Origin of the sequence: Blastococcus jejuensis, assembly GCF_039534705.1 — a bacterium.
In the GTDB taxonomy this organism is placed as follows: Bacteria; Actinomycetota; Actinomycetes; order Mycobacteriales; family Geodermatophilaceae; genus Blastococcus_B; species Blastococcus_B jejuensis.
The window spans coordinates 137,501-157,751 of record NZ_BAAAVV010000003.1; the positions used below are offsets into that span (position 1 = coordinate 137,501).

General features: G+C 69.7%; 19 protein-coding genes. 12 read left to right on the forward strand and 7 right to left on the reverse strand.

From position 1 onward, the window contains the following. Positions 1-141: 141 nt before the first annotated feature. Complete coding sequence (locus ABD644_RS07735) at positions 142-1,149, reverse strand: PP2C family protein-serine/threonine phosphatase (protein ID WP_344688175.1); 1,008 nt, start codon at positions 1,147-1,149, stop codon at positions 142-144. Positions 1,150-1,220: 71 nt separating this feature from the next. Here ABD644_RS07735 and ABD644_RS07740 point away from each other — a divergent pair, with 71 nt between their 5' ends. After that, positions 1,221-1,757, forward strand: coding sequence for a PepSY domain-containing protein (locus ABD644_RS07740; protein WP_344688176.1), 537 nt, complete (start codon positions 1,221-1,223; stop codon positions 1,755-1,757). 63 nt (positions 1,758-1,820) lie between these two features. Here the strand turns inward: ABD644_RS07740 and ABD644_RS07745 are convergent, their stop codons facing one another. After that, the gene (locus tag ABD644_RS07745; RefSeq protein ID WP_344688177.1) at positions 1,821-1,973 is read right to left on the reverse strand and encodes a hypothetical protein; all 153 of its coding nucleotides are present in this window, start codon (positions 1,971-1,973) and stop codon (positions 1,821-1,823) included. Positions 1,974-2,142: 169 nt separating this feature from the next. Then, entirely contained in the window at positions 2,143-2,313 is a 171-nt protein-coding gene (locus ABD644_RS07750; RefSeq protein WP_344688178.1) for a CsbD family protein, read from the reverse strand. A gap of 146 nt (positions 2,314-2,459) precedes the next feature. Here ABD644_RS07750 and ABD644_RS07755 point away from each other — a divergent pair, with 146 nt between their 5' ends. Next, positions 2,460-2,723 (forward strand): GlsB/YeaQ/YmgE family stress response membrane protein, encoded by a 264-nt coding sequence (locus ABD644_RS07755; protein WP_344688179.1) that lies wholly within the window; start codon positions 2,460-2,462, stop codon positions 2,721-2,723. A 78-nt stretch (positions 2,724-2,801) separates the two neighbouring features. Here ABD644_RS07755 and ABD644_RS07760 read toward each other — a convergent pair whose 3' ends face one another. Both ABD644_RS07760 and ABD644_RS07765 read right to left on the reverse strand, forming a co-directional pair. Beyond that, entirely contained in the window at positions 2,802-3,821 is a 1,020-nt protein-coding gene (locus ABD644_RS07760) for a hemolysin family protein (RefSeq protein ID WP_344688180.1), read from the reverse strand. Next, the gene (locus ABD644_RS07765) at positions 3,818-5,266 is read right to left on the reverse strand and encodes a hemolysin family protein (protein ID WP_344688181.1); all 1,449 of its coding nucleotides are present in this window, start codon (positions 5,264-5,266) and stop codon (positions 3,818-3,820) included. Before ABD644_RS07765 ends, ABD644_RS07760 begins: the two co-directional genes overlap by 4 nt. A 60-nt stretch (positions 5,267-5,326) precedes the next feature. On the opposite strand from ABD644_RS07765, the gene ABD644_RS07770 reads away from it, so the two are divergent. Then, positions 5,327-5,662 (forward strand): hypothetical protein, encoded by a 336-nt coding sequence (locus ABD644_RS07770; protein WP_344688183.1) that lies wholly within the window; start codon positions 5,327-5,329, stop codon positions 5,660-5,662. Positions 5,663-6,312: 650 nt separating this feature from the next. Here ABD644_RS07770 and merA read toward each other — a convergent pair. Further along, a complete protein-coding gene (gene merA / locus ABD644_RS07775; protein ID WP_344688185.1) occupies positions 6,313-7,680 on the reverse strand; it encodes a mercury(II) reductase in 1,368 nt (455 codons plus the stop codon). Between the two features lie 86 nt (positions 7,681-7,766). Here merA and ABD644_RS07780 point away from each other — a divergent pair, with 86 nt between their 5' ends. The 9 genes from ABD644_RS07780 to ABD644_RS07820 all read left to right on the forward strand — a co-directional run bounded on the left by ABD644_RS07780 (position 7,767) and on the right by ABD644_RS07820 (position 17,233). Beyond that, on the forward strand, positions 7,767-8,198 hold the full coding sequence (locus ABD644_RS07780) for a heavy metal-responsive transcriptional regulator (RefSeq protein ID WP_344688186.1): 432 nt from the start codon (positions 7,767-7,769) through the stop codon (positions 8,196-8,198). A 620-nt stretch (positions 8,199-8,818) separates the two neighbouring features. Next, a complete protein-coding gene (locus ABD644_RS07785) occupies positions 8,819-9,406 on the forward strand; it encodes a C40 family peptidase (RefSeq protein WP_344688187.1) in 588 nt (195 codons plus the stop codon). Positions 9,407-9,624: 218 nt separating this feature from the next. Then, positions 9,625-10,071, forward strand: a complete 447-nt coding sequence (locus tag ABD644_RS07790) for a flagellar basal body-associated FliL family protein (RefSeq protein ID WP_344688188.1) — start codon at positions 9,625-9,627, stop codon at positions 10,069-10,071. A 224-nt stretch (positions 10,072-10,295) separates the two neighbouring features. After that, entirely contained in the window at positions 10,296-11,318 is a 1,023-nt protein-coding gene (locus ABD644_RS07795) for a hypothetical protein (RefSeq protein WP_344688189.1), read from the forward strand. A gap of 296 nt (positions 11,319-11,614) precedes the next feature. Then, positions 11,615-11,854: an SHOCT domain-containing protein gene (locus ABD644_RS07800; protein WP_344688190.1), complete on the forward strand. Its 240-nt coding sequence runs from the start codon at positions 11,615-11,617 to the stop codon at positions 11,852-11,854. 85 nt (positions 11,855-11,939) lie between these two features. Next, a complete protein-coding gene (locus ABD644_RS07805) occupies positions 11,940-12,593 on the forward strand; it encodes an ATP-binding cassette domain-containing protein (protein WP_344688191.1) in 654 nt (217 codons plus the stop codon). 14 nt (positions 12,594-12,607) lie between these two features. Continuing rightward, positions 12,608-14,110, forward strand: a complete 1,503-nt coding sequence (locus ABD644_RS07810) for an ABC transporter permease (RefSeq protein ID WP_344688192.1) — start codon at positions 12,608-12,610, stop codon at positions 14,108-14,110. Positions 14,111-14,183: 73 nt separating this feature from the next. After that, positions 14,184-15,071, forward strand: coding sequence for a DMT family transporter (locus ABD644_RS07815; RefSeq protein ID WP_344688610.1), 888 nt, complete (start codon positions 14,184-14,186; stop codon positions 15,069-15,071). 134 nt (positions 15,072-15,205) lie between these two features. Next, entirely contained in the window at positions 15,206-17,233 is a 2,028-nt protein-coding gene (locus ABD644_RS07820) for an NUDIX domain-containing protein (RefSeq protein ID WP_344688194.1), read from the forward strand. A gap of 35 nt (positions 17,234-17,268) precedes the next feature. Here the strand turns inward: ABD644_RS07820 and ABD644_RS07825 are convergent, their stop codons facing one another. Further along, positions 17,269-20,130 (reverse strand): glycosyl hydrolase family 65 domain-containing protein, encoded by a 2,862-nt coding sequence (locus ABD644_RS07825; RefSeq protein WP_344688195.1) that lies wholly within the window; start codon positions 20,128-20,130, stop codon positions 17,269-17,271. Positions 20,131-20,251: the final 121 nt, after the last annotated feature.

Here is a 20,251-nt window from a genome sequence, read left to right on the forward strand (position 1 = left end):
TTGCTGAGTGGACGCTGAGACATCCGATTCCGGCCCATGCACCGGCGCGGCTTCGGACTCGCATCCAGCCCGAGCAAGCCAAGACAGGCGCGTTCCCCGGCCCGGCAGAGGCGCCCGCCTTCACGGCGCCGCCCCGGGAGGTCAGATCGCCGCTGCCGCGCCGACCACCGAGATGGCCGTCATTGTCATGCGATCGCACACATCGGCGACGATCACCGTGACGTTGTCCGTCGCCCGCGCAGCGACAGCCGCGTCGGCCAGCATCCGCGCCGCAGACGTCGGATCGGCTGCCGTCACGAGACCAGCTCGGATCGGCTCCTCGGGGAGCGGCCCCCACAGACCATCCGAACACAGGAGCAGGCGATCGCCGGGCACCACCCGGAACGCGGCGAACTCGACGGCCGCCAGGTCGTCGTCCCGCCCGTGGAGGGCAGCGAGGAGCACGGCCCGCCATGGATGCGTCCACGCCTGGTCCGCGGTGAGGCTGCCGGCATCGATCATCGCCTGGACGACCGAGTGGTCACGAGTGAGCGTGACGAGCCGTCCGCGGCGCAGCAGGTACGCGCGAGAGTCCCCGATGTGCGCGATGCCGAGCCGGCCGTCGCCGGACAGGACCGCCGCGGTGAGCGTGGTCGCCATCCCGGTGAGTCCAGGCATCTCGGCGCAGACGTCGCCCATCCGCTGGTTGGCCGCGGCCACCATCCGCTCGAGCGCGACTGTCGGGTCACCGTCCACACGCGTCAGCCGTCCATCCGCCAGCGATCGCACCACCAGAGCGGAGGCAGTGGCGCCGCCGACGTGCCCGCCGACCCCGTCGGCCACGGCGAGGAGTGTCGCGGAAGTCAGGCCGGAGTCTTGATTGTCGGGGCGCGGCCCCGCCACCGACCGGGCCGCGGCGGAGAGGAACAACTGCGGGGTCGGTGTGCCCGCCGGTGGTCCGAGGGGTGACCCGAGGTCCGGCAGCTCCGTCGCGCCGTTCCGTGACTTCGTGCTGCTGGCGTTCACGTCGTCCTCCTCCAACTCCCCGTCTCGAATGCCCTGCACTATGGCCGCCAGAAGCTGAGCCGATGGTGAGAACGACGGACCGCGGAACGCCGGGATCTCGTGCTGGAGGATGCGCGGCTTCTCAGCGGTTCTCAGGGTCCGCACAGGCAGGAACGGTGACGCTGGCACCGACCGGGCCGGACTCCCCGCCCGGAACGTCTGAAAGGTGGAACAGCATGGCCCGAAAGCGCAACGCCCTCATCGCCGGAGCCGCAGCGGTCCTCGCGGGGCTCGGCATTGCCGGCGCCGCCGCCGCGCAGGCCGGACCTTCCGACCCGACCGGCCCGGCGGGGCAGTCCGACGAGCAGGACCGCGAGGACCCCACCTACACCGGCAGCATCACCGCACCGGACGGCGGCAGCGACAACGGCACGGAGACCGAGTCCGACGAATCGGCCGAAGCGCAGGCGCTGCAGGACCTGGCGACCGTGACCCCCGATCAGGCCCGCGCCGCCGCGCTCGCCGCCGTCCCCGGCAACGCCGGCACGGTCGAGCTGGACAACGAGAACGGCTTCGTCGTCTACAGCGTCGAGATCACCGGGGCCGACGGCACGGTCACCGACGTGAAGGTCGACGCCGGCACCGCGCAGGTCCTCTCCCAGGAAGCCGAGGGCGAGGAGGGCGGGGAGTCGGAGTCAGCAGACGGCCCGGAGGACTCCGAGGCCCCCGGTTCCGAGCAGGCCGAGGAGGCCGAGCCGGCACCTGTCGGCTGATCCCTGTCGACGCCCGACTCCCGGCGGGGGCGACTGGATCCAGACCGTCGCCCCCGCTCCACGTCAGGACCAGACCCCCGGCGCGCCGGCCACGGGGCGGATTCCACAGCGCATCTCTAGTGCGTCCAGGGGCAGCTCTGTGGGCATCCTCGCCGCGGTGTGCCAGCTGACGATCCTCCGGGCGTAGACGTCGGTGACGACCGCGGTGAACGCCATGCCCGACTATGTCGGCACGTAGGTGAAGTCCACCACCAACAACGCGTTGAGCCGAACCGCTTGTCGGCGCCTGCAGCTCGACACCAGGGCCGACGGTAGGGACAGCCGCCCGTCTCGCGCGTCCCCCGCCGGACCTGTTCTGCCGTAGCTCCCGAGTACTACAACAGGTCTACTTGAAGGCGTCCTTGACCTTCTCGCCGGCCTGCTTGAGGTTGCTCTTGGCCTGGTCGCCCTTGCCCTCGGCTTCCAGGTCGGGGTTGTCGGTCGCCCGGCCGGCGGTCTCCTTGGTCTTGCCGGCCAGCTCGTCGATCTTGTTGCTGATCTTGTCCTCGTTGCTCATGCCGTGCTGCTACCCGCCGGGCGCAGCCGGCATGCGGCAAAGGTGTCCGTGTCCGGCGGTAGCCCCGCGATGCCGTTGGCGCACCGAACATCACAGACCCGCATCGGGCAGTTTCATCCGGCGTCGAGCAGGTACAGGAATCGACCATGATCGGATTCCTCATCGCCGGCCTGATCATCGGCGCGCTCGCGCGTCTGATCACGCCGGGCAAGCAGCACCTCAGCATCCTCGCCACGTTGCTCCTGGGCCTGGTCGGCTCGCTGATCGGCGGCACGATCGCCTGGGCACTGGGCACCGGCTCCATCTGGGAGCTCAACGTCCTGGGCTTCGTGCTCGCGGTCATCGCCGCAGTGCTGCTCATCGGCGTCGCCGAGGGCATCGCGGCCTCGCGCCGCCGCAGCGTGCACTGACCGGCCGAACTCGCTGACCACCCGGTGCGGCCGGGCCCCCTGATCGGGGCCCGGCCGCGCCGTTGTGCCGTTCGGCGGTCAGGCCGCAGTGCTCTCCGGCTGCGGGAACAGCCGGCGCAGCACGTCCGACAGCGTGATCACGCCGAGCACCGCGCCGCCGTCGGTGACCACGGCCAGGTGAGTGCGGGTCTCCCGCATCGCCTTCAGTGCGGAGTGCACGGTGGTGTCGGCCTCGAGCGCGAATACAGGCCGGGCCAGCGGTCCGGCGGGCGCATCGTCGGCGGCAGTGAGGGTGTCGCGGACGTGCACCACGCCGGTCAACCGTGCTCGGTCGCCGAGCAGGATGCGCAAGTGCCCGGTCGACCGGGTGGCTTCTCGCACCGCGCCGACGGTGGCCTGGGCCGGCACCGCGGCCAGCGGCGCGTCGGCGGTGACCAGTTCGCGGACGGTCATGCGCTCCAGCTCCAGGGCGCCGGAGATCTGCGTGGAGAAGCTGGCGTCCAGGGCGCCGACGTTGGCCGAGTGCTCCACCAGGTGGCGCAGCGCGTCGGGGCTGTGGCCGACCGCGAGCTCGTCGGACGGCTCGACGCCGACCCTGCGGACGAGGGAGTTGGCGGCGGCGTTGAGCGCCCGCAGCAGCGGCCGGAACACCGCCATGAACGCCCGCATCGGTGCCGCCAGCAGAGTCGCCGAGCGCTCCGGGTGAGCGATGGCCCACGACTTGGGCGCCATCTCCCCGACGACCAGGTGGATGAACGTCACGATCAGCAGCGCCAGGACGAACCCGACGACGTCGGCGGCGACCAGCGGCAGGCCCCACGTCTCGAACAGCGGGGTCAGCCAGTGATGCACCGCCGGTTTGCTGATCGCACCCAGGGCCAGGGTCGCGGCGGTGATGCCCAGTTGCGAGCCGGCCAGCAGCAGGGTCAGCTCCGAGGAGTTGCGCAGCGCCGCGCGGGCCGAGCGGCTGGTCGGTGCGGCCTCCTCCAGGCGGTGCCGCTTGGCGGCCAGCGCGGCGAACTCGACCGCCACGAAGAACGCGCTCAGGGCGACGATGACCACGGTGGCGGCCACGACCACCCACGGGTTGTCGCTCATCGGGAGCCCTCCTCGGATGTCGGGGTGGCCCCGGCCGCGGCGGGATCAGTGCCAGTGCTGTCGGAGGCGTGGGTGTGACCGGCGGTCCCCAGGCGGTCGGGCAGTTCCAGACGCACCCGGGACGGCACGTGCCGTTCGACGGCGAGGACGCGCACGTGCAGCCGGCGGGCGGCCGGGTCGTCGGCGTGGACGAGGTCGCCGGGATCGGGCGGCAGCTCGACGGTCAGCGTGGCTTCTCGCTCGGGCAGGGTGCCGGCGGCGGCGATGACCAGGCCGGCGATCGTCTCGTAGTCCCCACGCGGCAGGTCGACGCCCAGGGCTCGCTCCACCTCGTCGACGTGCACGTCGCCGGCCATCTCCCACACGGCGTCGCCCTCCACCGGCATGTACTCCGGATCGACGTCGGCGTCGTGCTCGTCGGTGATCTCCCCGACCAGTTCCTCGGCGAGATCCTCCAGGGTGATGACGCCGGCGAAGCCGCCGTACTCGTCGATGACGCAGGCCAGCTGATTGCCGCTGTCAGCGAGCTGCCGCAGCGCATCCGGCAGCGAGGTGAACGTGGACACGACGAGGCACTCGCGGGCGATCGCGGTCACCGGCGCGCCGTCGGGCTCGGGGGTGTTGAGCAGGTCGGCCAGGTGCACCACGCCGGCCACGTCGCCGGTCTCGTCGTCGAGCACCGGGTAGCGGGAGTGTCCCGACGCCATCAGCACGCGCAGCCGGCCCATGGAGTCGGTGCTCTTCACGGTGTCGACCCGTGGGCGCGGGATCATGGCGTGCTCGACGTCGCGGTCGGGGAAGTCGAGGATCCGGTCGACCAGCATCGACAGCTCCGCCGACAGGTCGCCGCGCTCCCGGGACTCCTCGACGATGTGCTCCAGGTCGCGAGCCGTGGCGGCGTGCTCGACGTCGTGCACCGGCTCGATCTTCAGCGCCCGCAGCAACAGGTTCGACGCCTGGTCGAACACCCAGATCAACCAGCCGAACATCTTCAGGTACAGCGTGGTGGACGCGGACAGCCAGCGGGCGACCGGCTCCGGGCGGGCGATGGCGAGGTTCTTCGGGAACAGCTCGCCGAACAGCATCTGCACGATCGTGGAGAACAGCAGCGCCAGGACCGCCCCGACGCCGACACTCACCCCGGTCGGAATACCCACGCCGCCGAGCAGCGCGCCCAGGGACTCACCGATCAGCGGCTCGGCGACGTAACCGACCAGCAGCCCGGTGACGGTGATACCGAGCTGGGCGCCCGACAGCATGAACGAGGTGCGGCGGGTGACCGCCAGCGCCCGCTTCGCCGCGCCGTCCCCGCCCGCGGCGCGGGAGGCCAGCGCGGAGCGGTCGACCGCCATGTAGGCGAACTCCTGGGCCACGAAGTACCCGGTGATCACCGTGATCCCGAGGACCACCGCCACACCCAGGAGCAGGGAGAGCACTTCGGTCACCGGCCACGCACCCCCTCAGCGACAGAGGGGTACGCGGCCTGGGGACTGTGATAGGGACTCATGGCTCTCTTCGACGGGGTGGCTGGAGCGGGCGACGCTGCCCGCTGGTCAACGGACGGGCGGAACGCGCTGTTCCACCGCAGGCCGCCCGGCGTCACCGCGCATCGGCCGGGCGACGCTTCATCCCTCCGCGCGCTCGAACTGCAGCCGGGCGGGGTTAACGTGCTCCATTCGGCCGGTGTCGAAGCGCACCGCGATCAGCCGCTCCTCCGGAGTCCGGGCCACGACAACGCCTGCGCTGCCACGGGGGATTCGGTGCAGCCGCGGGCCGACCGGATCGACGGTGACCACCCGGTCGCCGACGTCGAACTCCGGCGGCTCGTCGAACGTCGTTGAGGGCGGCACGGAGCATTCTTACCGCCTCCGGCAGGGCGGCCAGGCGGCTGATGCGACGACGCAGCGCTTCGCCCCCGACCGCGCTTACCAGGCCATGGGCCGCCGCCGCGGCTCCAGTGTGATGGCTCAGGACACCCGGACACCCGGACGCCCGGACCCGCGGAATGTGGCTCCGGGCGCCGGACCAACTGGCACATGACCTGCCGTCAACAGAGGCACGCTGAAGGCATGGCGGAGGGCAAAGATCCCTCTGACCAGCCCATAAGGACGTCAGGAGCCCTCGCCTGCCAAGCTGGCCATGCCGGTTCGATCCCGGTCACCCGCTCCACACGCTGATCGGCTCATCTGCCCGTCTGCCCAGCTCAGTGCGGCAGCGGCGCTGCTTTAGTGCCTCAGTCACGCAGACCCCTGTTGACCGAGGACCACCGGCCTTTGTCCGCTGCTTGTGGCACGCCTGAGGCACGGCTCCAAATGCGATTGCGGCCACCATCTTGGATCCCGCGGTCTGCAACAACCTCTGAGCTGGCAGGGCGCGCCTCCCAGCCGATGAGGATGCGGGACACGACCCTCGTGTTCCCCGCGGGTGCCGTCACTCCGAGCATTGAAGGAGGCAGTCAGCCCCCTTGGACAGCGGGCGGGCCACCCACCGCTCATGCGCAGCAACTGGTCGGCAGGTCGGCGCGGAACAGTCTGGCGGCGATGCGCAGCGCCTCAGCCATCGTCAAGTACGGCGCCCAGGTGTCGGCCAGGTCGTCGATCGTGAGCCCGAACTTGATCGCGTAGGTAGCGGCGAGCATCACGTCCCCGGCGCCGTCGAGCGCGGCGTGCACGCCCAGCACCTGCTGGGTATCAGCGTCGATGACGAGCTTCAGCGCGCCGCGAGTGTCTCGGTTGACCAGCGCTCGCGGGATGTCCTGGGCACCGAGCACCCGACTGTCGCAGGCGTGCCCGAGCGCCAGCGCCTGCTCCTCGGTGAGACCGGCGCTCCCCAGCTGCGGCATCGTGAAGGTCACCCCGGGTAGTCCGCGGTAGTCCACGGTCGTCGGCGCGTCGAAGGCACCCGCGGCGGCGGCGTGCCCGGTCTGCGCGGCTACGTAGACGTACTGGGGCGCGCCGGTGACGTCGCCAGCGGCGAAGATCAGCGGGTTGGTCGTGCGCTGGTAAGAGTCAGTGACGATGAAGCCCCGCCTGTCGGTCTTCACCCCGGCCACGTCCAGGCCCAGGTCGCCGGTGTCGGCGTACCGGCCGGTGGCCACTACCAGCCGCTCGCCGGTCACCTTCCGGCCGCCGCTGGTGGTGACCACGACGCCGTCGGAGGTGTCGGTTACGGCCACCCCGCGCTCCTCGACGACGGTGATCCCGTCGTCGAGGAACACCCCGCGCAGCACCGCCGCGATCTCAGGCTCGGAATGCGGAGCGAACCGGCCCACGATGGTGACCTTCACGCCCAGGTGTGCGAACAGCTGCGCCTGCTCGAGCCCGACGTACCCGGCGCCGAGAACGACCAGCGACTCCGGCAGCCGGGTCAGCTCCATCGCCGTGGTCGAAATCAGATAGTCGACATCGGCCAGGCCGGGCAGGTCCGGGATATGCGGGACGGCCCCGGTGGCTACCACGTACGCCGATGCGACCAGCGGCTGCCCGTCGACCTCGAGGGTCTGCTCGTCGACGAACCGGGCGTGTCCGTACCGAATCGGGAAGCCGTGCGCGTCGGCGACGTCGACGTACTTGACCTGCCGCAGCCGGTCGATGAGCTCCTGCTTCTGCTCGATCAGGCCGGTCATGTCCACGCCGTCGGCGCCGGTCGGCACCGCCGGGAACGGGTTGACCTGGGCCCGGTGCCGCCGGTCGGCGGCGGTAAGCAAGTTCTTGCTGGGCACACAGCCGATGTTGAGGCAGGTCCCGCCGAGCGGGCCGTGCTCGACGAGCACCACTGACCTGCCGCGCGAGCGCGCCTCTATGCCGGCGGCCATCGCCGCACCGCCGGTCCCGATGACGACCAAGTCCACTACGTCCACGCCCCGCTCCTCGTCCTCGCTCGATGACCCGGAAGCCGACCATAGAGCTTCCATTGCACTGGAAGGTCAAGGCGTAGAGTTCGCCGATGCGCATCGGCCAGCTTGCAGCCAGAACCGGGCTGACGACGAAGACGATCCGGTTCTACGAGTCCACTGGCGTGCTGCCTGAGCCGGGGCGCCGGCCCTCGGGGTACCGGCACTACGACGAGGCCGCGGTCGACCGACTCGGGTTCATCAGGGCCGCACAGGCCGCCGGGCTTAGCCTCGCTGAGATCCGCAACGTCATCACCGTCCGGGACAGCGGTGGAGCGCCGTGTCAGCACGTCCTCGCGCTCTTGAACACGCACGCCGCCGACCTCGACCGGCGCATCGCCGAACTCACCAACTTGCGCGAGCAGGTGGATCGACTCCGCTCCCGAGCCAGCACCCTGGATCCGGCCACGTGCAGTCCCGCGGACATCTGCCAGTTGATCCCCCTCGACGCCGTCCCGCACCACGACGTGCACTACTTCGCCTAGCCGCCGGCACAGCTCGCCAGCGGCGCGCAGTAGCCCCGGCCGATCATCCCGCTTGGTCGTCGCCCGGGACGCTGAGCCCGCCGCTGCTACGCGAGCAGTTGGCCGACGACATTCGGTCGACGCCCTAATCGGCCCCGCCGAACAGAGCGGAGGCCAACTGCCCCACGAGCGGGGCGATCCCGGCCAGGCCGTGGTTCACCGAATTGATGTGTCCATGCCGGAAGTGCAAGTCACCCGGTGACTCACGGCCGGCCGTCGCCCGGCGAGGGTGCTGTTGCACAGCGCGGAGGCCCTACCGCTGGTCACGCGGGCTACCCAGGACGCCGGAGCCGCCGGGTACCTCGTGAAGGGTTGCAGGGTGTCCCTGATCGCCTGCGCCATCCACGCGCGGGAGCGGGCGGGACTCCAGGCATCGACGACTGATCGCCGCGCCCGAGGCGTTCTCGCGTAGCCGCCAGGTGAGTCCTCGGCGCGCCGTCACCCATTCCGTACACAGGACTACTAGCTTCCATAGTCGTGCGTTTCGCCGCCCCGACGTTCACCGTCCCCAGCACCCCCTCCGACGGCGGCGGGGGTGCGGTCTTGTCGACTGGTCGTTCGCGCCGCACGAGGCAGCCGTGATGGACGGGGTGACCGAGGTGCGTTCGCGGATCGCCGAGATTCAGGCCGGGTTTCCGAGAACTACTCAGCCATCCGCTGCGACGGACTGGGTATCCGCAGCCATGACCGCCGGTCTGACGATGGGCACGACCCCCTCATCGGTCCGCACGACCTCTGGAACGGATGCACTGCCCCGCGTCGACGCCGGGGGCGCGCTTTCCGGAGCGTCGGCCGCTGGCTCTGCCATCGTGGCGAATGCGCGCCAGTACCTGGGGGTGCCGTACCTGTGGGGCGGCACAGATCCCAGCAGGGGACTGGACTGCTCTGGCTTCACGCAGTTGGTCTACAAGAGTCAGGGCATCGACCTGCCCCGCGTCTCCTCGCAGCAGGCGACCGCCGGGACGGCCGTCGGGTCCCTGGCCGAGGCCCGAGCGGGCGACTTGCTGTTCTTCGACTACTCACCGGACCGGCCGGGCATCGATCACGTCGGCATCTACGTCGGTGACGGTCAGATGATCGCCGCCCCGCAACCTGGGGACGTGGTCAAGATGCAGTCTGCCGGTCAGCCGACTGCCATCCGCCGAGTCCTCCCGGCTGGAGCTGCTTGAGGCAGGGACTCTCGCGGCCACTGAGCCGGCGAACCAAGCTCCGCGACGCGACGACACATGCTCCGGGCGCGCCCGGGACCGGCCGATCGGTTTCGATTCCTCCTTGCCGACGGAGACAACAACTCCCCCGAGCGAGTCTGGAGAGCGGGACTTCAGGGCCGCGCTGCACATGACGAAGAGAAGCAGAGCAGGCGCAAGACCATGACGGGAGAACTCACATGAGCAAGAGCGAAATCGCCGCTGAATCGCCAAACGCCGGGGTCAGGTCGGGGAGGAAGAAGTTCCTGGTTCTGGGTCTGATCCTGGGTGTTGCCGCGGCAGGTGCCGCCTGGTTCTTCGTCTCTGGCAAGAGCGCCGTGGGGGAGGAACCACCGGCTCACGGAGAGGTGGTGAGCCTGGATCCGGTCGCGATCAATCTGGCAGGTGGTGGCTACCTCAAGGTCGGCGTTGCCCTCCATCTCACCGAGGATGCGAGCGCGGCCGAGGGCGGGCAGCCGGATAGCGCCGTCGCGCGGGATCTCATCATCGGCCAGTTCTCCCAGGCCTCGCCGGTCGACGTGCACGGCGCCCGCGAGGCGCTGAAGGAGTCTCTCGAGCAGAAGATCATCGAGGCCTACGGCGAAGCCGTTCTCGAGATCTACTACACGGAGTACGTCACCCAGTAGCCATCCGTGGCGACTTCCGCGAAGCCGGTCGACCGTGGCCATCTGTCATGTGCGGCAGTCCGGCCACGGGCGACCGTCGTCGAGCTTCCCCACAGACCGTGCCGGGGATCTGGTTGGAGCCTCCCGAGGGGAGCACGCCGCCGAGCCGTGTCCGGGCCCGCCCTGGACAGATATACCCCCTAGGGGTACAACTCTCCTGGTAGTTCTCTCGACGGAGGTTTGCCATGGTCACCGCGACATCTTCCGCAGGACGCGGCGCGACGTACTCCGGCCGGAGACAGGTCGTCACCGTGCTGGCAGGAAGCTGGGTGGTCCTCGGCGTCTTCATCGACGGATGGGCGCATTTCAACCGGCCGAGCTTGGAGACCTTCTTCACCCCGTGGCACGGGCTGCTCTACAGCGGGGCCGCGGCACTGTTCGGCTGGCTGCTCTTGCCTTCCCCATCTGTGGCCCGACGGGATCGCGTCTGGGCGGTGGCGGCCGCCGCGATCTTCACGGCGGGCGGACTTGGAGACCTGGCCTGGCATCAGACATTCGGGGTGGAAACCGGTATCGACGCGTTGGTCAGCCCTACCCACCTCCTGCTCATGCTGGGCGGCCTGCTCGGCCTGACGGCACCGCTCCGCGAGAGCCGGCAGCAGCGCCTCGAGGGCTTCCGGGCAGCGTTACCGGCACTGGGATCCGTGACCTTGGCGGCGGCCCTGAGCGCCTTCTTTCTTCTCTACGTCTCCCCGTTCGCCGCAGACGCCCCGACCATGGCGCTGACAACGATTCCCGAAGGGGCGCCGGGGCATGAAGCGGCGGAGGCGCCGGCGGTCGCCGGGCTAGCCGCCTACCTGGTCAGCACGGCGGTCGTGGTCATCCCCGTCCTGCTTCTACGAATCCGGGGAGTTCTTCCCTTTGGCGCGATCACCGTGCTCGTCACGAGCGTGGCGACGTTGTCCGCCGCGGTGACGCAGTTCGAGCAGCCGGCCGCCCCCATCGCGGCGCTGATCGCCGGGCTGGTGGCCGACGCCGTCGTTCGAAGTGGCCGAAATCTGCCCGCATCGACCCAGTTGCCTGCGATCGGTGCCGTGGTCCCCCTGCTGCTCTGGGGTGCTCAGTTGCTCGCTCTCGCCGTGACCATCGGCGTCCGCTGGCCGGCTGAACTGCTCATCGGTGTCGTCCTGCTGTCGACCATGTTCGGCGCGGTGCTGGGACTGCTGGCTGTTCCGCGAGTGCGGTCAGGCCGCGACTCGACCCGGTGAGCCCCGCGACCAACCGATGGATGCACCCGATGCGGGACCTTCGACCCTCCTACTATCGAACTTAGGACGGTCTACCCCGAGGGGACCCGGATCCATTCTGTGGCTGCAATCCCCTCGGAAAGGAACCGTCACATGGCGCGACAGCATCTCCTCATCTACGCGGTGGCAGCCGCGGCCGTCCTCAGCAGCCCGGAGGATGACGACGCCGGGCAGCACTCCGGTCACGGCGCGGCGATCGGTCGTCCCGACTCTCCGACGGGGAGCTGGTCACGGTGATGTGGTGGTACGGACCGGACATGAACGGCTGGGGCTATGCGTTGATGACGCTGAGCATGCTGGTGTTCTGGGGTCTGGTGATCTTCGCCGTGGTCGTCGGCTGGAGGCGCGTCGGTCGAGATGAGCGGTCTGCCGACCGGCAGCCCCGGCCGGAGGAGGTGCTGGCTCACCGCTTCGCCGGCGGAGAGATCGACGAACAGGAGTACCGCCAGCGCCTGCAGACCCTGCGGGAGCACGGCCGCCATGTCCCCAGCCCCTGATCGGCCGATGTCCGACGTTGTCGCAGGGCGGCCGGTATCGATCGGACGACCGGGAGACCGTCGCCCCACCCCCGGCACGAGTCCCGTGGTCTTCGACGTCGCCCCGACACCCTCGCTTCGGGCGTCCGGCGTCGAGATGACGTATCGGCGGGGACTGTGGCCACGGAGGCGCGCTGTTGCCGTGTTGCGAGGGATCGACCTGGAGCTGGGACCCGGTGAGGTTGTGGGTCTCGTCGGCGAGAACGGCTCCGGCAAGTCGACCCTCATGAAGGTTCTGGTGGGCGCCCTTGCGCCCGACGCAGGCACGGTCACGCACCACGGAAAGCTGGGATATTGCCCGCAGTCCCCCATCGTCTACGAACGCCTGACGTGTGACGAGCACTTCGAGCTGTTCGCCCTCGCTTACGGGATGAGCCCCGCCGACCTGAGTCGCTCACGGCGGGACCTCTACGCCACGTTGGGCTTCGAGCGGTACGCGACCGTGCGTGCCGACCAGCTGTCGGGCGGCACGTTGGCCAAGCTGAATCTCGGCCTGGCCTTGCTCGCCGATCCGGAGGTCCTGCTGCTCGACGAGCCCTATGCCGGATTCGACTGGGACACATATCTGCGCTTCTGGGAAATCGTGCACGACCGCCGGCAGGCCGGGCGATCTGTCCTCATCATCAGCCACTTCGTCACCGACGAGGAGCGGTTCGACCGCATAATCCACCTGCGCGACGGCCTGGTCGAGCCGCCGTGAGGAGCGCCCCCTTCGTGACCCGGTTTCTCGCCGACTACGCGAGGAACCCGGTCAATCTGCTCATGCTGGTGCTGGTCCCGACCGTCTTCGTGATCGTGTCTGCCGGCTCGCTGGCCGAAGCAGCGAAGCTCCTGGGAGGGCCTGGCGGGCCAGCGGTCGCTACCGCAACCGCCGGTTGGGCAGCGGGCTTCCTCGCGGGCCTCGCCATGTACTTCCAGATGGCGTCGGCGCGCAGCGCCGACCGCAGGTTGGTGCTGGCGGGGCTGACGGCCACCCGGCTGGTGGCCGCCCGGCTCGTCACGGGCCTGGCCCTGGCGCTGCTTGTGACAGCGGTCTCGCTGATCGCGTTGGCTGCGCGCAGCGGCATCGATACGCCGCTACGGGTCGTCGGCGGCACGGCCATGTTCGCGCTGATCTATCTCGCGCTCGGAGCCGTGGTGGGCACCCACGTGCGGACTCCCGTGAACGGAACCGTGCTGATCCTGTTCATCTGGATCCTCGACGTGTTCTTCGGCCCAGCGCTGGGCGCCGCGGACCGGGTGAGCACTCGATGGCTGCCCTCCCACTTCGTGACTCTGTGGATGGTCGACCTGCCGTCCCGTCACGGTGGTCGGCTCGGAGACCTGGGCTGGGCACTGGCGTGGACGGCGGGAGCCGTGCTGGTCTGCTGGGTCGTCGTCGTCCGCAGCGCCCGGATCGCTCGGCGCCGGCCCCCCCGCCAGGCGGGATCAGCTCGGGCACAGCTGTCCGGCGGATTGCGCATGGGTATACGGGACTACGGACGGAACCCGGTCCTCTGGGCCCTACTGATCGCAGTGCCTGTGGTCTTCGTCCTCCTGGCCACGGCCGCGACCCCGGATGCGCAGACGACGCTCCCGCTCATAGAGAAGGGCCGGGCGGTTCTGCTGACGTTCCGTCTCCCCGATGTCCACGCCGGGACGATGACGCCGATCGCGGTCGGTTCGCTGTCCGCGCTCGCCGGTCTGTTCATCGCGCTCGATGCACGCGCCGGCGATCAGCGCCTGATCCTGTCCGGATACGGGAGAGGAAGCCTGTTGACGGCCCGGATGCTCGTCATCGCCCTCGCAGTACTGCTGGTCTCCGTCGTCTCCCTGTCCGTCACTGCCGCTGTGTTCAACGCTCAGCAGTGGACCGTCTACATCGGCGCGACTCTTCTGCTCGGCGCGACGTACGGCCTGGTGGGGGTCGCGATCGGATTTCTGCTCGGCCGTGTCGCCGGCGTCTTCGTCGCCTTCCTCGTCCCTTTCCTCGACCTGGGTATCGGGCAGAGCCCGATGCTTCGCTCGGAGCCGCCCAGGCGGGCGGAGTTCATGCCAGGTTATGGCGCGAGTCGGATGCTGCTCGACGGCGGCCTCACCAGGACCTTCGATCGTTTCGGCTCACTGCTCATCGCCCTCGCGTGGTTGGGCGGATTGACCCTGATCACCATCTGGCTGTGGCGTCGTCCGATCGTTCTTGAGCCCGGTCGCGGACATCTGGCAGTTGGCGCGAGGTAAGGAGACGGTGAAGCTGAGGCCGGCTGGGTCCCCCCGCGGTGCGCCCGCCGGGCACCGTCCGAGCGCGGTGCTGATGGTGGCGGTCACCGCGACGTGGGGGTTGTGCTTCGTCCTGATCCAATGGGGTCTGCGAGATGCGCCGGTGTTGTGGTTCGCAGCACTGCGTTCGAGCGTCGCCGGGGCCGCGCTACTGGCCTACGGCATGGCCCGAAAGCGCTCGAGTCCCCGGACGCCGCGCGACTGGGGGCTCGTCGGCGCACTTGCGCTGACCAACGCCGGCCTGGCGTTCGCCGCGATGTTCGGCGGGGTGGCCGGCCTGTCCACCGGTGTCGCCGCCGTGCTGGCCAACGCGCAGCCGTTGCTGATCCTGCTGCCCGCCTGGTGGTTGTACCGCGAACCTGTGTCGGCGCCTGCCGCGGTCGCCATGGTCGCCGGCTTCTTCGGCCTGATCGTGGTAGCAGGACCCGGCGACGGCGGAACCGGCGCCGTGCTGTCTCTGGTGGCCGCTGCCGCCATGACCGCCGGAACGCTGTTGGCTCGGCGCGCCGGCCACCTGGATGTGGTGATGGTGAGCGCATGGCATTTCCTGCTGGGCGGTGTCGGATTGACGCTGGTGGCCTGGGCTGTAGACGGAACACCGCGCATCTCCTGGACCGCCCGGTTCCTGGCTGCGCTGGCCGTGCTCGCGCTGCTCGGCACCGCGTGGGCGTTCCTCATATGGTTCCGCGAGGCGCAGCGCTCTCCGCTCGGGACGCTCACCGCCTGGACGTTTCTGACGCCGGTGTTCGGCGTCGGTTTCGGGTTCGTGCTGCTGGGCGAGCGCCCGGGTGGGTGGACTCTCGCCGGGCTCGGCCTCGTGCTGATCGCACTGGGCTTCGTCCTTCGTCCGCCACGCGCTGCCCGCCCGGCATCGCTCGACCGCGTACGCGAGCCGGCTGCCCGGCCGCCCTTCGCGCCATGACCGGCCTCGGAGATTCGGCGGACCGCGGCGCTTCGGTTGCACGGGCGGCTCCCATCCGGCCGGCCGCTGAACCCGACCGCCCCCTCTCCGAGCCCGACGCCCGCGGGGATCTATCAGAACCCACTCCGCCCTGCGTGGCAGGGCTGACGACGCCCGCCGATCGGCTGGCGGCTCTTCGGACACTCGTTCTGAACGAGCGGGAACCACTGGTCACGATCACCCATCTGCTGCGGTTGTGTCGCGACGAGCATCCCGTCCTGTGGTCGCGTATGGACGATCCCGCCTGTTGCGGCCGGGTCGACAGGATGCTGGGTGAACTGTCCGCGCTTCTCCCGCCGCCGGGCCTCGCGGACCACCTCACCGGCGATGTGCGCGACGCGTTGGCCGACGCCCTCCAGCCAGTCTCCGACACCCCCGTAGTCGTCGTCGCCCGCGCGCTGGCCGAGCTGCTCGACGACCGCTACGGCCACACCGTCTTCGCGTCGTTCCGCCGGCGCAGCCCGTACCAGCCGAGCGTGGGGGATCCGATTCCGCTGGACAGTCCTGACCTGCGTCGGATGACTGCCTTGGCCCCCACCACGCCCCCATGGCGGCTCGCCCATCGCCTGGACGAGACCCGTCACGTGCGGTTGGCGGGTGAATGGGCAACACAATTCCGCGTGGTGTTCGACTACTCACTGGTTGACACGTTGTCCGGTCTGATCTCCTCGGACACCGTTGTCGCGACCTGCCATCCCAATGCCAGCCTGGATGAGATCGACCTCCCGCGGGGCCACCGGCAACGGTCCTTTCCGGTCCGACCCGCCGCACCGGAGCTCCAACGGCGGACAATCGACTCCCTGCTCGCGACCGCAGTTGCCGAGGGGGCCTCGATCGCGCTTCTCCCCGAATTGTGCGTCGACGAGGCGCTGGCCTGGGAGTTGCACGACTGGGTTCGTCGGCCTGGCGGGCCGCGGCTGCTGGTCGCTGGTAGCTACCACCACCAGGTCCCTATGAGGGCCGGGACGGATCATGCTGCCGGTCGGCGTCTCAACACCGCCGTTGCGTGGGTGCGCGGCCATGAGCGCCCCCTGTTGCACGACAAGCACTCCCCCGCCGACCGGCCGGTGCACGAGGACATCCAGCCTCATGGCTGGCCCGAGCAACGGATCTACGTGACCGCGGACGGATGGCATCTGGCGATCGCGATCTGCCGCGATCTCCTGAACCCGCGTGCCGTACAGGCCCTGTCCGAAGCCGGCGCCAACCTGATCCTGGTGCCTGCGATGAGCGAGACATTGGTGCCCTTCGCAGGGCCCGTTGCTCAGCTGGTCGGCGACAACCAGGCATTGGTCGTCGTTGCCAACAACCCGGCGCAGTGGTCCCGCCCTGGAGACCCCACCGCAAGACGGCCGGCGCGGGTTCTCGTCGGCCACCCGGGCTTCGGCCAGTTGACCCGCTGGGTGCCCGCTGCCGACCCTGCGCCGGGCATTTCCGTGCTGCAGGTGGGTTCCGGCGAGCTGAAATGGCGGCCCTGCCCCGCGGGATCGGCAGTGCGTGACGCCTCACGGGGACCGCACCATCGAGCTGCAACAGCGCCCATCCCTCCCCGATGGGTGTCGACGCTGACGGCGGAGACCTGTGCGTGGACCTCGGACATGAGGTCGGAACCGACGGTGACTTTGCGCAACGCGGCGGTGCTCGTAGTCCTCATCGACCGTCCAGGCGGTCCGCAGGTCTTGCTGACGCAACGAACCGCGGATCTCGCCGACTTTCCGGGGCAGATGGTGTTTCCGGGGGGAGCAGCCGACGCCGGTGACGCCAGCCCGCTGGAGACTGCGCTGCGGGAGGCACGGGAGGAGACAGGATTGGACCCAGCGAGCGTGCACGTCATCGGACTGCTGCCTCCCCACGCGCTGGTCGACCGTGGGTTCCTTGTGACGCCGGTACTCGCCTGGTCGACCGACCCGGCCTATCCGGGTGCGACCAATCTTGCGGAGATGGAGGCTGTTGCCGAGATTCCGCTGGCCGAGCTACATGCAGAAGGCGACCGCCGGTCGACGTCCATCGGGGACACGCGCGCGATCCCCGGCGGTCGCGGCTATGGCCCGATGACGGCCGCCCTGCTGGACCTGCTGGCCACCCTGCTGCTCCCCGTCGACGGACACCCCGGAGGAGCGTAAAGCGCCGTACGTCGGAAGCGGAAGTGCCGTCCTCGCTACGTCTCCGGTGTCCCGCGTGCGACCCCAGCTGCCGGCCTCGCCGGCGCGTTCGCCGACAGGCCCGCCGGAAGGTCGAAAGCCAGTGTCTCGCCCCCTCCGAGGGTCGTACGCGTCCCGGCCACCTGGATGTTCACCGGTGCGGCGGTGGCGCAGGGGTGAGCGGATAGCTGCAACCGTGCCTGGTCAAGCGTCACGTCGATGCGCTGCCCTCGGAACAGGATCTGGAAGCGCGCTTGGCGCAGTTCGGCGGGCAAGCGCGGTTCGAACACCAAGGCGTCAGGTCCGATCCGGAGCCCGGCGAAGGCCCGGCCGACGATGTCCGCGGTGCCGGCCATGGCGCCCAGATGAATTCCTTCCTTCGTCGTCCCCCCTTGCGTGTCATCCAGGTCGGCGACAAGTGCCTCGCGGAACGTGGCCCATGCCCGGCCAGGATCGATGCTTGCCAGCACGGAGGCGTGAACGACACGACTGAGGGTGGAGCCGTGCGCAGTGCGGAGGAGGTAGTAGTCGACGGTCCGCCCGAGGACGTCCGGCGCCAGGGGGTACCCCAGTGCGCCGAGTTGGAACTGGAGTTCGTCGGCTCCCAGCACGTAGACCAGCATGAGCACGTCGGCCTGCTTGGCCAACTTGTAGCGGTTGGTGGTGTCACCCTCGGCCTCGAGGATCAGGTCAAGTCGTCCGATGTTGTCGTACGTCGCCCGGTAGCGATCCCAGTCCAGCTCCTCGAGCTCTTCGTACCCGGCGAACTGGCTGATGACGCCGTCGGCATGGAAGGGCACAGCCATTCGGCGGCTCATGTGCTCCCAGCGACTCTCCTCCTCCGGCTCGACCTGCAGGCGGGCCCGCAGGTCGTCGCAGTCATGGCCTGACAGGACGGTCAGCGTGTCCAGTGCGCGCCGGCAGACCCAGGCAACCAGGACATTCGTGTAGGCGTTGTCGCGCACACCACCACCGGCTGCGCCCGGGTAACCGTCGTGGTACTCGTCGGGACCCATTACGTCACCGATGTGGAATCGGTCATGGGTGGAATCGTGGCTGGCCAGGCCGGCGAAGAGCCGCGTGACCTCGATGATGAGTTCAGCGCCACGTTCGACGAGCCAGGCGGTGTCGGCGGTCGCCTGGTAGTACCGCCACGCGTTGTGGGCGACCGCCAGTCCGACGTGGCGCTGGCGGCGCGAGTTGTCCGGCATCCACCGTCCGGACTTCATGTTGAACAACTGTGCGGGGGTCTCCTCGCGGCCGTCGCTGCCGCTCTGCCAGGGAAACAGCGCGCCTACCTGACCGGCGCCCGCGGCGGCCTGCCGAGCGGCACCCAGCCGCCGCCATCGGTAGTCGAGCAAGGCGCGGGCGACCGCGGGGAGGTGGAGGGTGAGAAGCGGGAGGACGAACAGCTCGTCCCAGAAGACATGGCCGCGGTAGCCCTCCCCGTGCAGACCTCGGGCGGTCACTCCCGCATCGAGTTCAGCCGTGTGCGGCGAGGTGCACTGGAGCAGGTGGAAGAGATGCAGGTTGAGCACGAGCTGCTCATCCCGGCCGGCAGCCAGATCCACGTGGAAGCTCCGCCAGAGCCGAGCCCACGCCTGTTCGTGTTCGTCGAGGAGACCGGCGACTCCGGAAGGGGACCGCCCGAGCTGGTCCAACGCGGCGAGGCCCGGGCTGGCGATCGCTGGGTCCCGGGAGGTCACCACGGCAACGGTCTTGTCGACGAGGACCGGCCTCTCGTCAGCAGCGAGGACATCGAGGCGGTGGCCGTAGTACCCCTCCGGAAGCGCCTCCAAGCGCCGCCTCACGGGGCCCGCCGCACCCGTGACCACCGTGCGGGCAGCCGTGGCAATGGTGACCTCACTGGTCGTGGTCACCGCTTCCACCAGCAGGACGTCGGGCTCCAGGTGCCGACCCGTGACGTGACCGAGATGCCGATCGGACAGCTGGGCGAACTCCGCGACGCCGGCGTTCCGCACCGACGCGTCGATGCCCGAACGTACGGCCAAGCAACCGGTCCAGCCACGGGGCACGACCGTGGTCTCGAGCGCGGTCATGTGCGGTCGGGCCATCGACACCAACCGCCGCTGGGTGAGGTCCACACGGCGACCGGCCTGGTCTGCCAAGGTGACGCGGCGAGTCAGCACACCCGTGCGCAGGTCGAGCTCACGGCGCTCCCGCCGGGCACTCAGTCCCCCTTCGGACCACCATGGGCCATCCTCGATGCGCAGGTCCAGCGGCAGCCAGTTGGGGGCGTTGACCAGGTGCTCGTCCTCGACCTCGCGTCCCTGAACCTGGCTCGTCAGTCGGTTGTAGATCCCCGCCAGATAGCAGCCCGGGTAGTGCACCCCGTCGGCCGTGCGTTCTGGTGCAGCCCCCCGGGTTCCGAGGTAGCCATTCCCCAGGGTGGTGAGCGCCTCCCGGTGCCCCTCGTGCGCCGGATCGAATCCCTCGTAAGCCAACACCCACGGGTCGGTCCGCATGACGCCGAGATCGACCTCGCCGACGTCATCGAAGACCAGGTCCGCGCCCGCTGCCTCGAGATCTGCTCGTTGGCCGTTGCGATCGATGCCGACGACGAGGCCGACAGCGGCGCTCCGGGCATCTCGGACGCCGACCGCGGACCCGCTCAGGACGGCTACCTGTGCCGGCGGTAGGTCTGTCAACTCGGCTGCCTCGGCGACGGCGCCGTCGCCCACAACCACGCCGAGGCTGACGAGTTCTGCCACCCATGGCCCGTCGACGTGCCGCCCGCCCACCTTCAGCGCGACTCGTACGCCGCTGGTGCGCAGTCTGCGGACGAGATCCGATGCGCCCGCCGATAGGCGCTCCCGGCCTGGGGCGCCCACCAGCACCGCATCCCCGTCGAGGACCACTCCCCCGTACGGTGGCGCGGCCCCCATCGGTGCCACGCGGCGAACAGCCCGTGCCCCGTCGTCTTCCCGCACCCCGTCCGGCCATGCCCTGCCCGGTCGATTCATCGCTGCCTGGCAGTCG

Bases quoted from the DNA above. Each gene is read 5' to 3' on its own strand.
- ABD644_RS07740 (WP_344688176.1), top strand. From the start codon at position 1,221: ATGGCCCGAAAGCGCAACGCCCTCATCGCCGGAGCCGCAGCGGTCCTC.
- ABD644_RS07745 (WP_344688177.1), bottom strand. From the start codon at position 1,973: ATGGCGTTCACCGCGGTCGTCACCGACGTCTACGCCCGGAGGATCGTC.
- ABD644_RS07750 (WP_344688178.1), bottom strand. From the start codon at position 2,313: ATGAGCAACGAGGACAAGATCAGCAACAAGATCGACGAGCTGGCCGGC.
- ABD644_RS07755 (WP_344688179.1), top strand. From the start codon at position 2,460: ATGATCGGATTCCTCATCGCCGGCCTGATCATCGGCGCGCTCGCGCGT.
- ABD644_RS07760 (WP_344688180.1), bottom strand. From the start codon at position 3,821: ATGAGCGACAACCCGTGGGTGGTCGTGGCCGCCACCGTGGTCATCGTC.
- ABD644_RS07770 (WP_344688183.1), top strand. From the start codon at position 5,327: ATGGCTCTCTTCGACGGGGTGGCTGGAGCGGGCGACGCTGCCCGCTGG.
- ABD644_RS07780 (WP_344688186.1), top strand. From the start codon at position 7,767: ATGCGCATCGGCCAGCTTGCAGCCAGAACCGGGCTGACGACGAAGACG.
- ABD644_RS07785 (WP_344688187.1), top strand. From the start codon at position 8,819: ATGGACGGGGTGACCGAGGTGCGTTCGCGGATCGCCGAGATTCAGGCC.
- ABD644_RS07790 (WP_344688188.1), top strand. From the start codon at position 9,625: ATGAGCAAGAGCGAAATCGCCGCTGAATCGCCAAACGCCGGGGTCAGG.
- ABD644_RS07795 (WP_344688189.1), top strand. From the start codon at position 10,296: ATGGTCACCGCGACATCTTCCGCAGGACGCGGCGCGACGTACTCCGGC.
- ABD644_RS07800 (WP_344688190.1), top strand. From the start codon at position 11,615: ATGAACGGCTGGGGCTATGCGTTGATGACGCTGAGCATGCTGGTGTTC.
- ABD644_RS07815 (WP_344688610.1), top strand. From the start codon at position 14,184: ATGGTGGCGGTCACCGCGACGTGGGGGTTGTGCTTCGTCCTGATCCAA.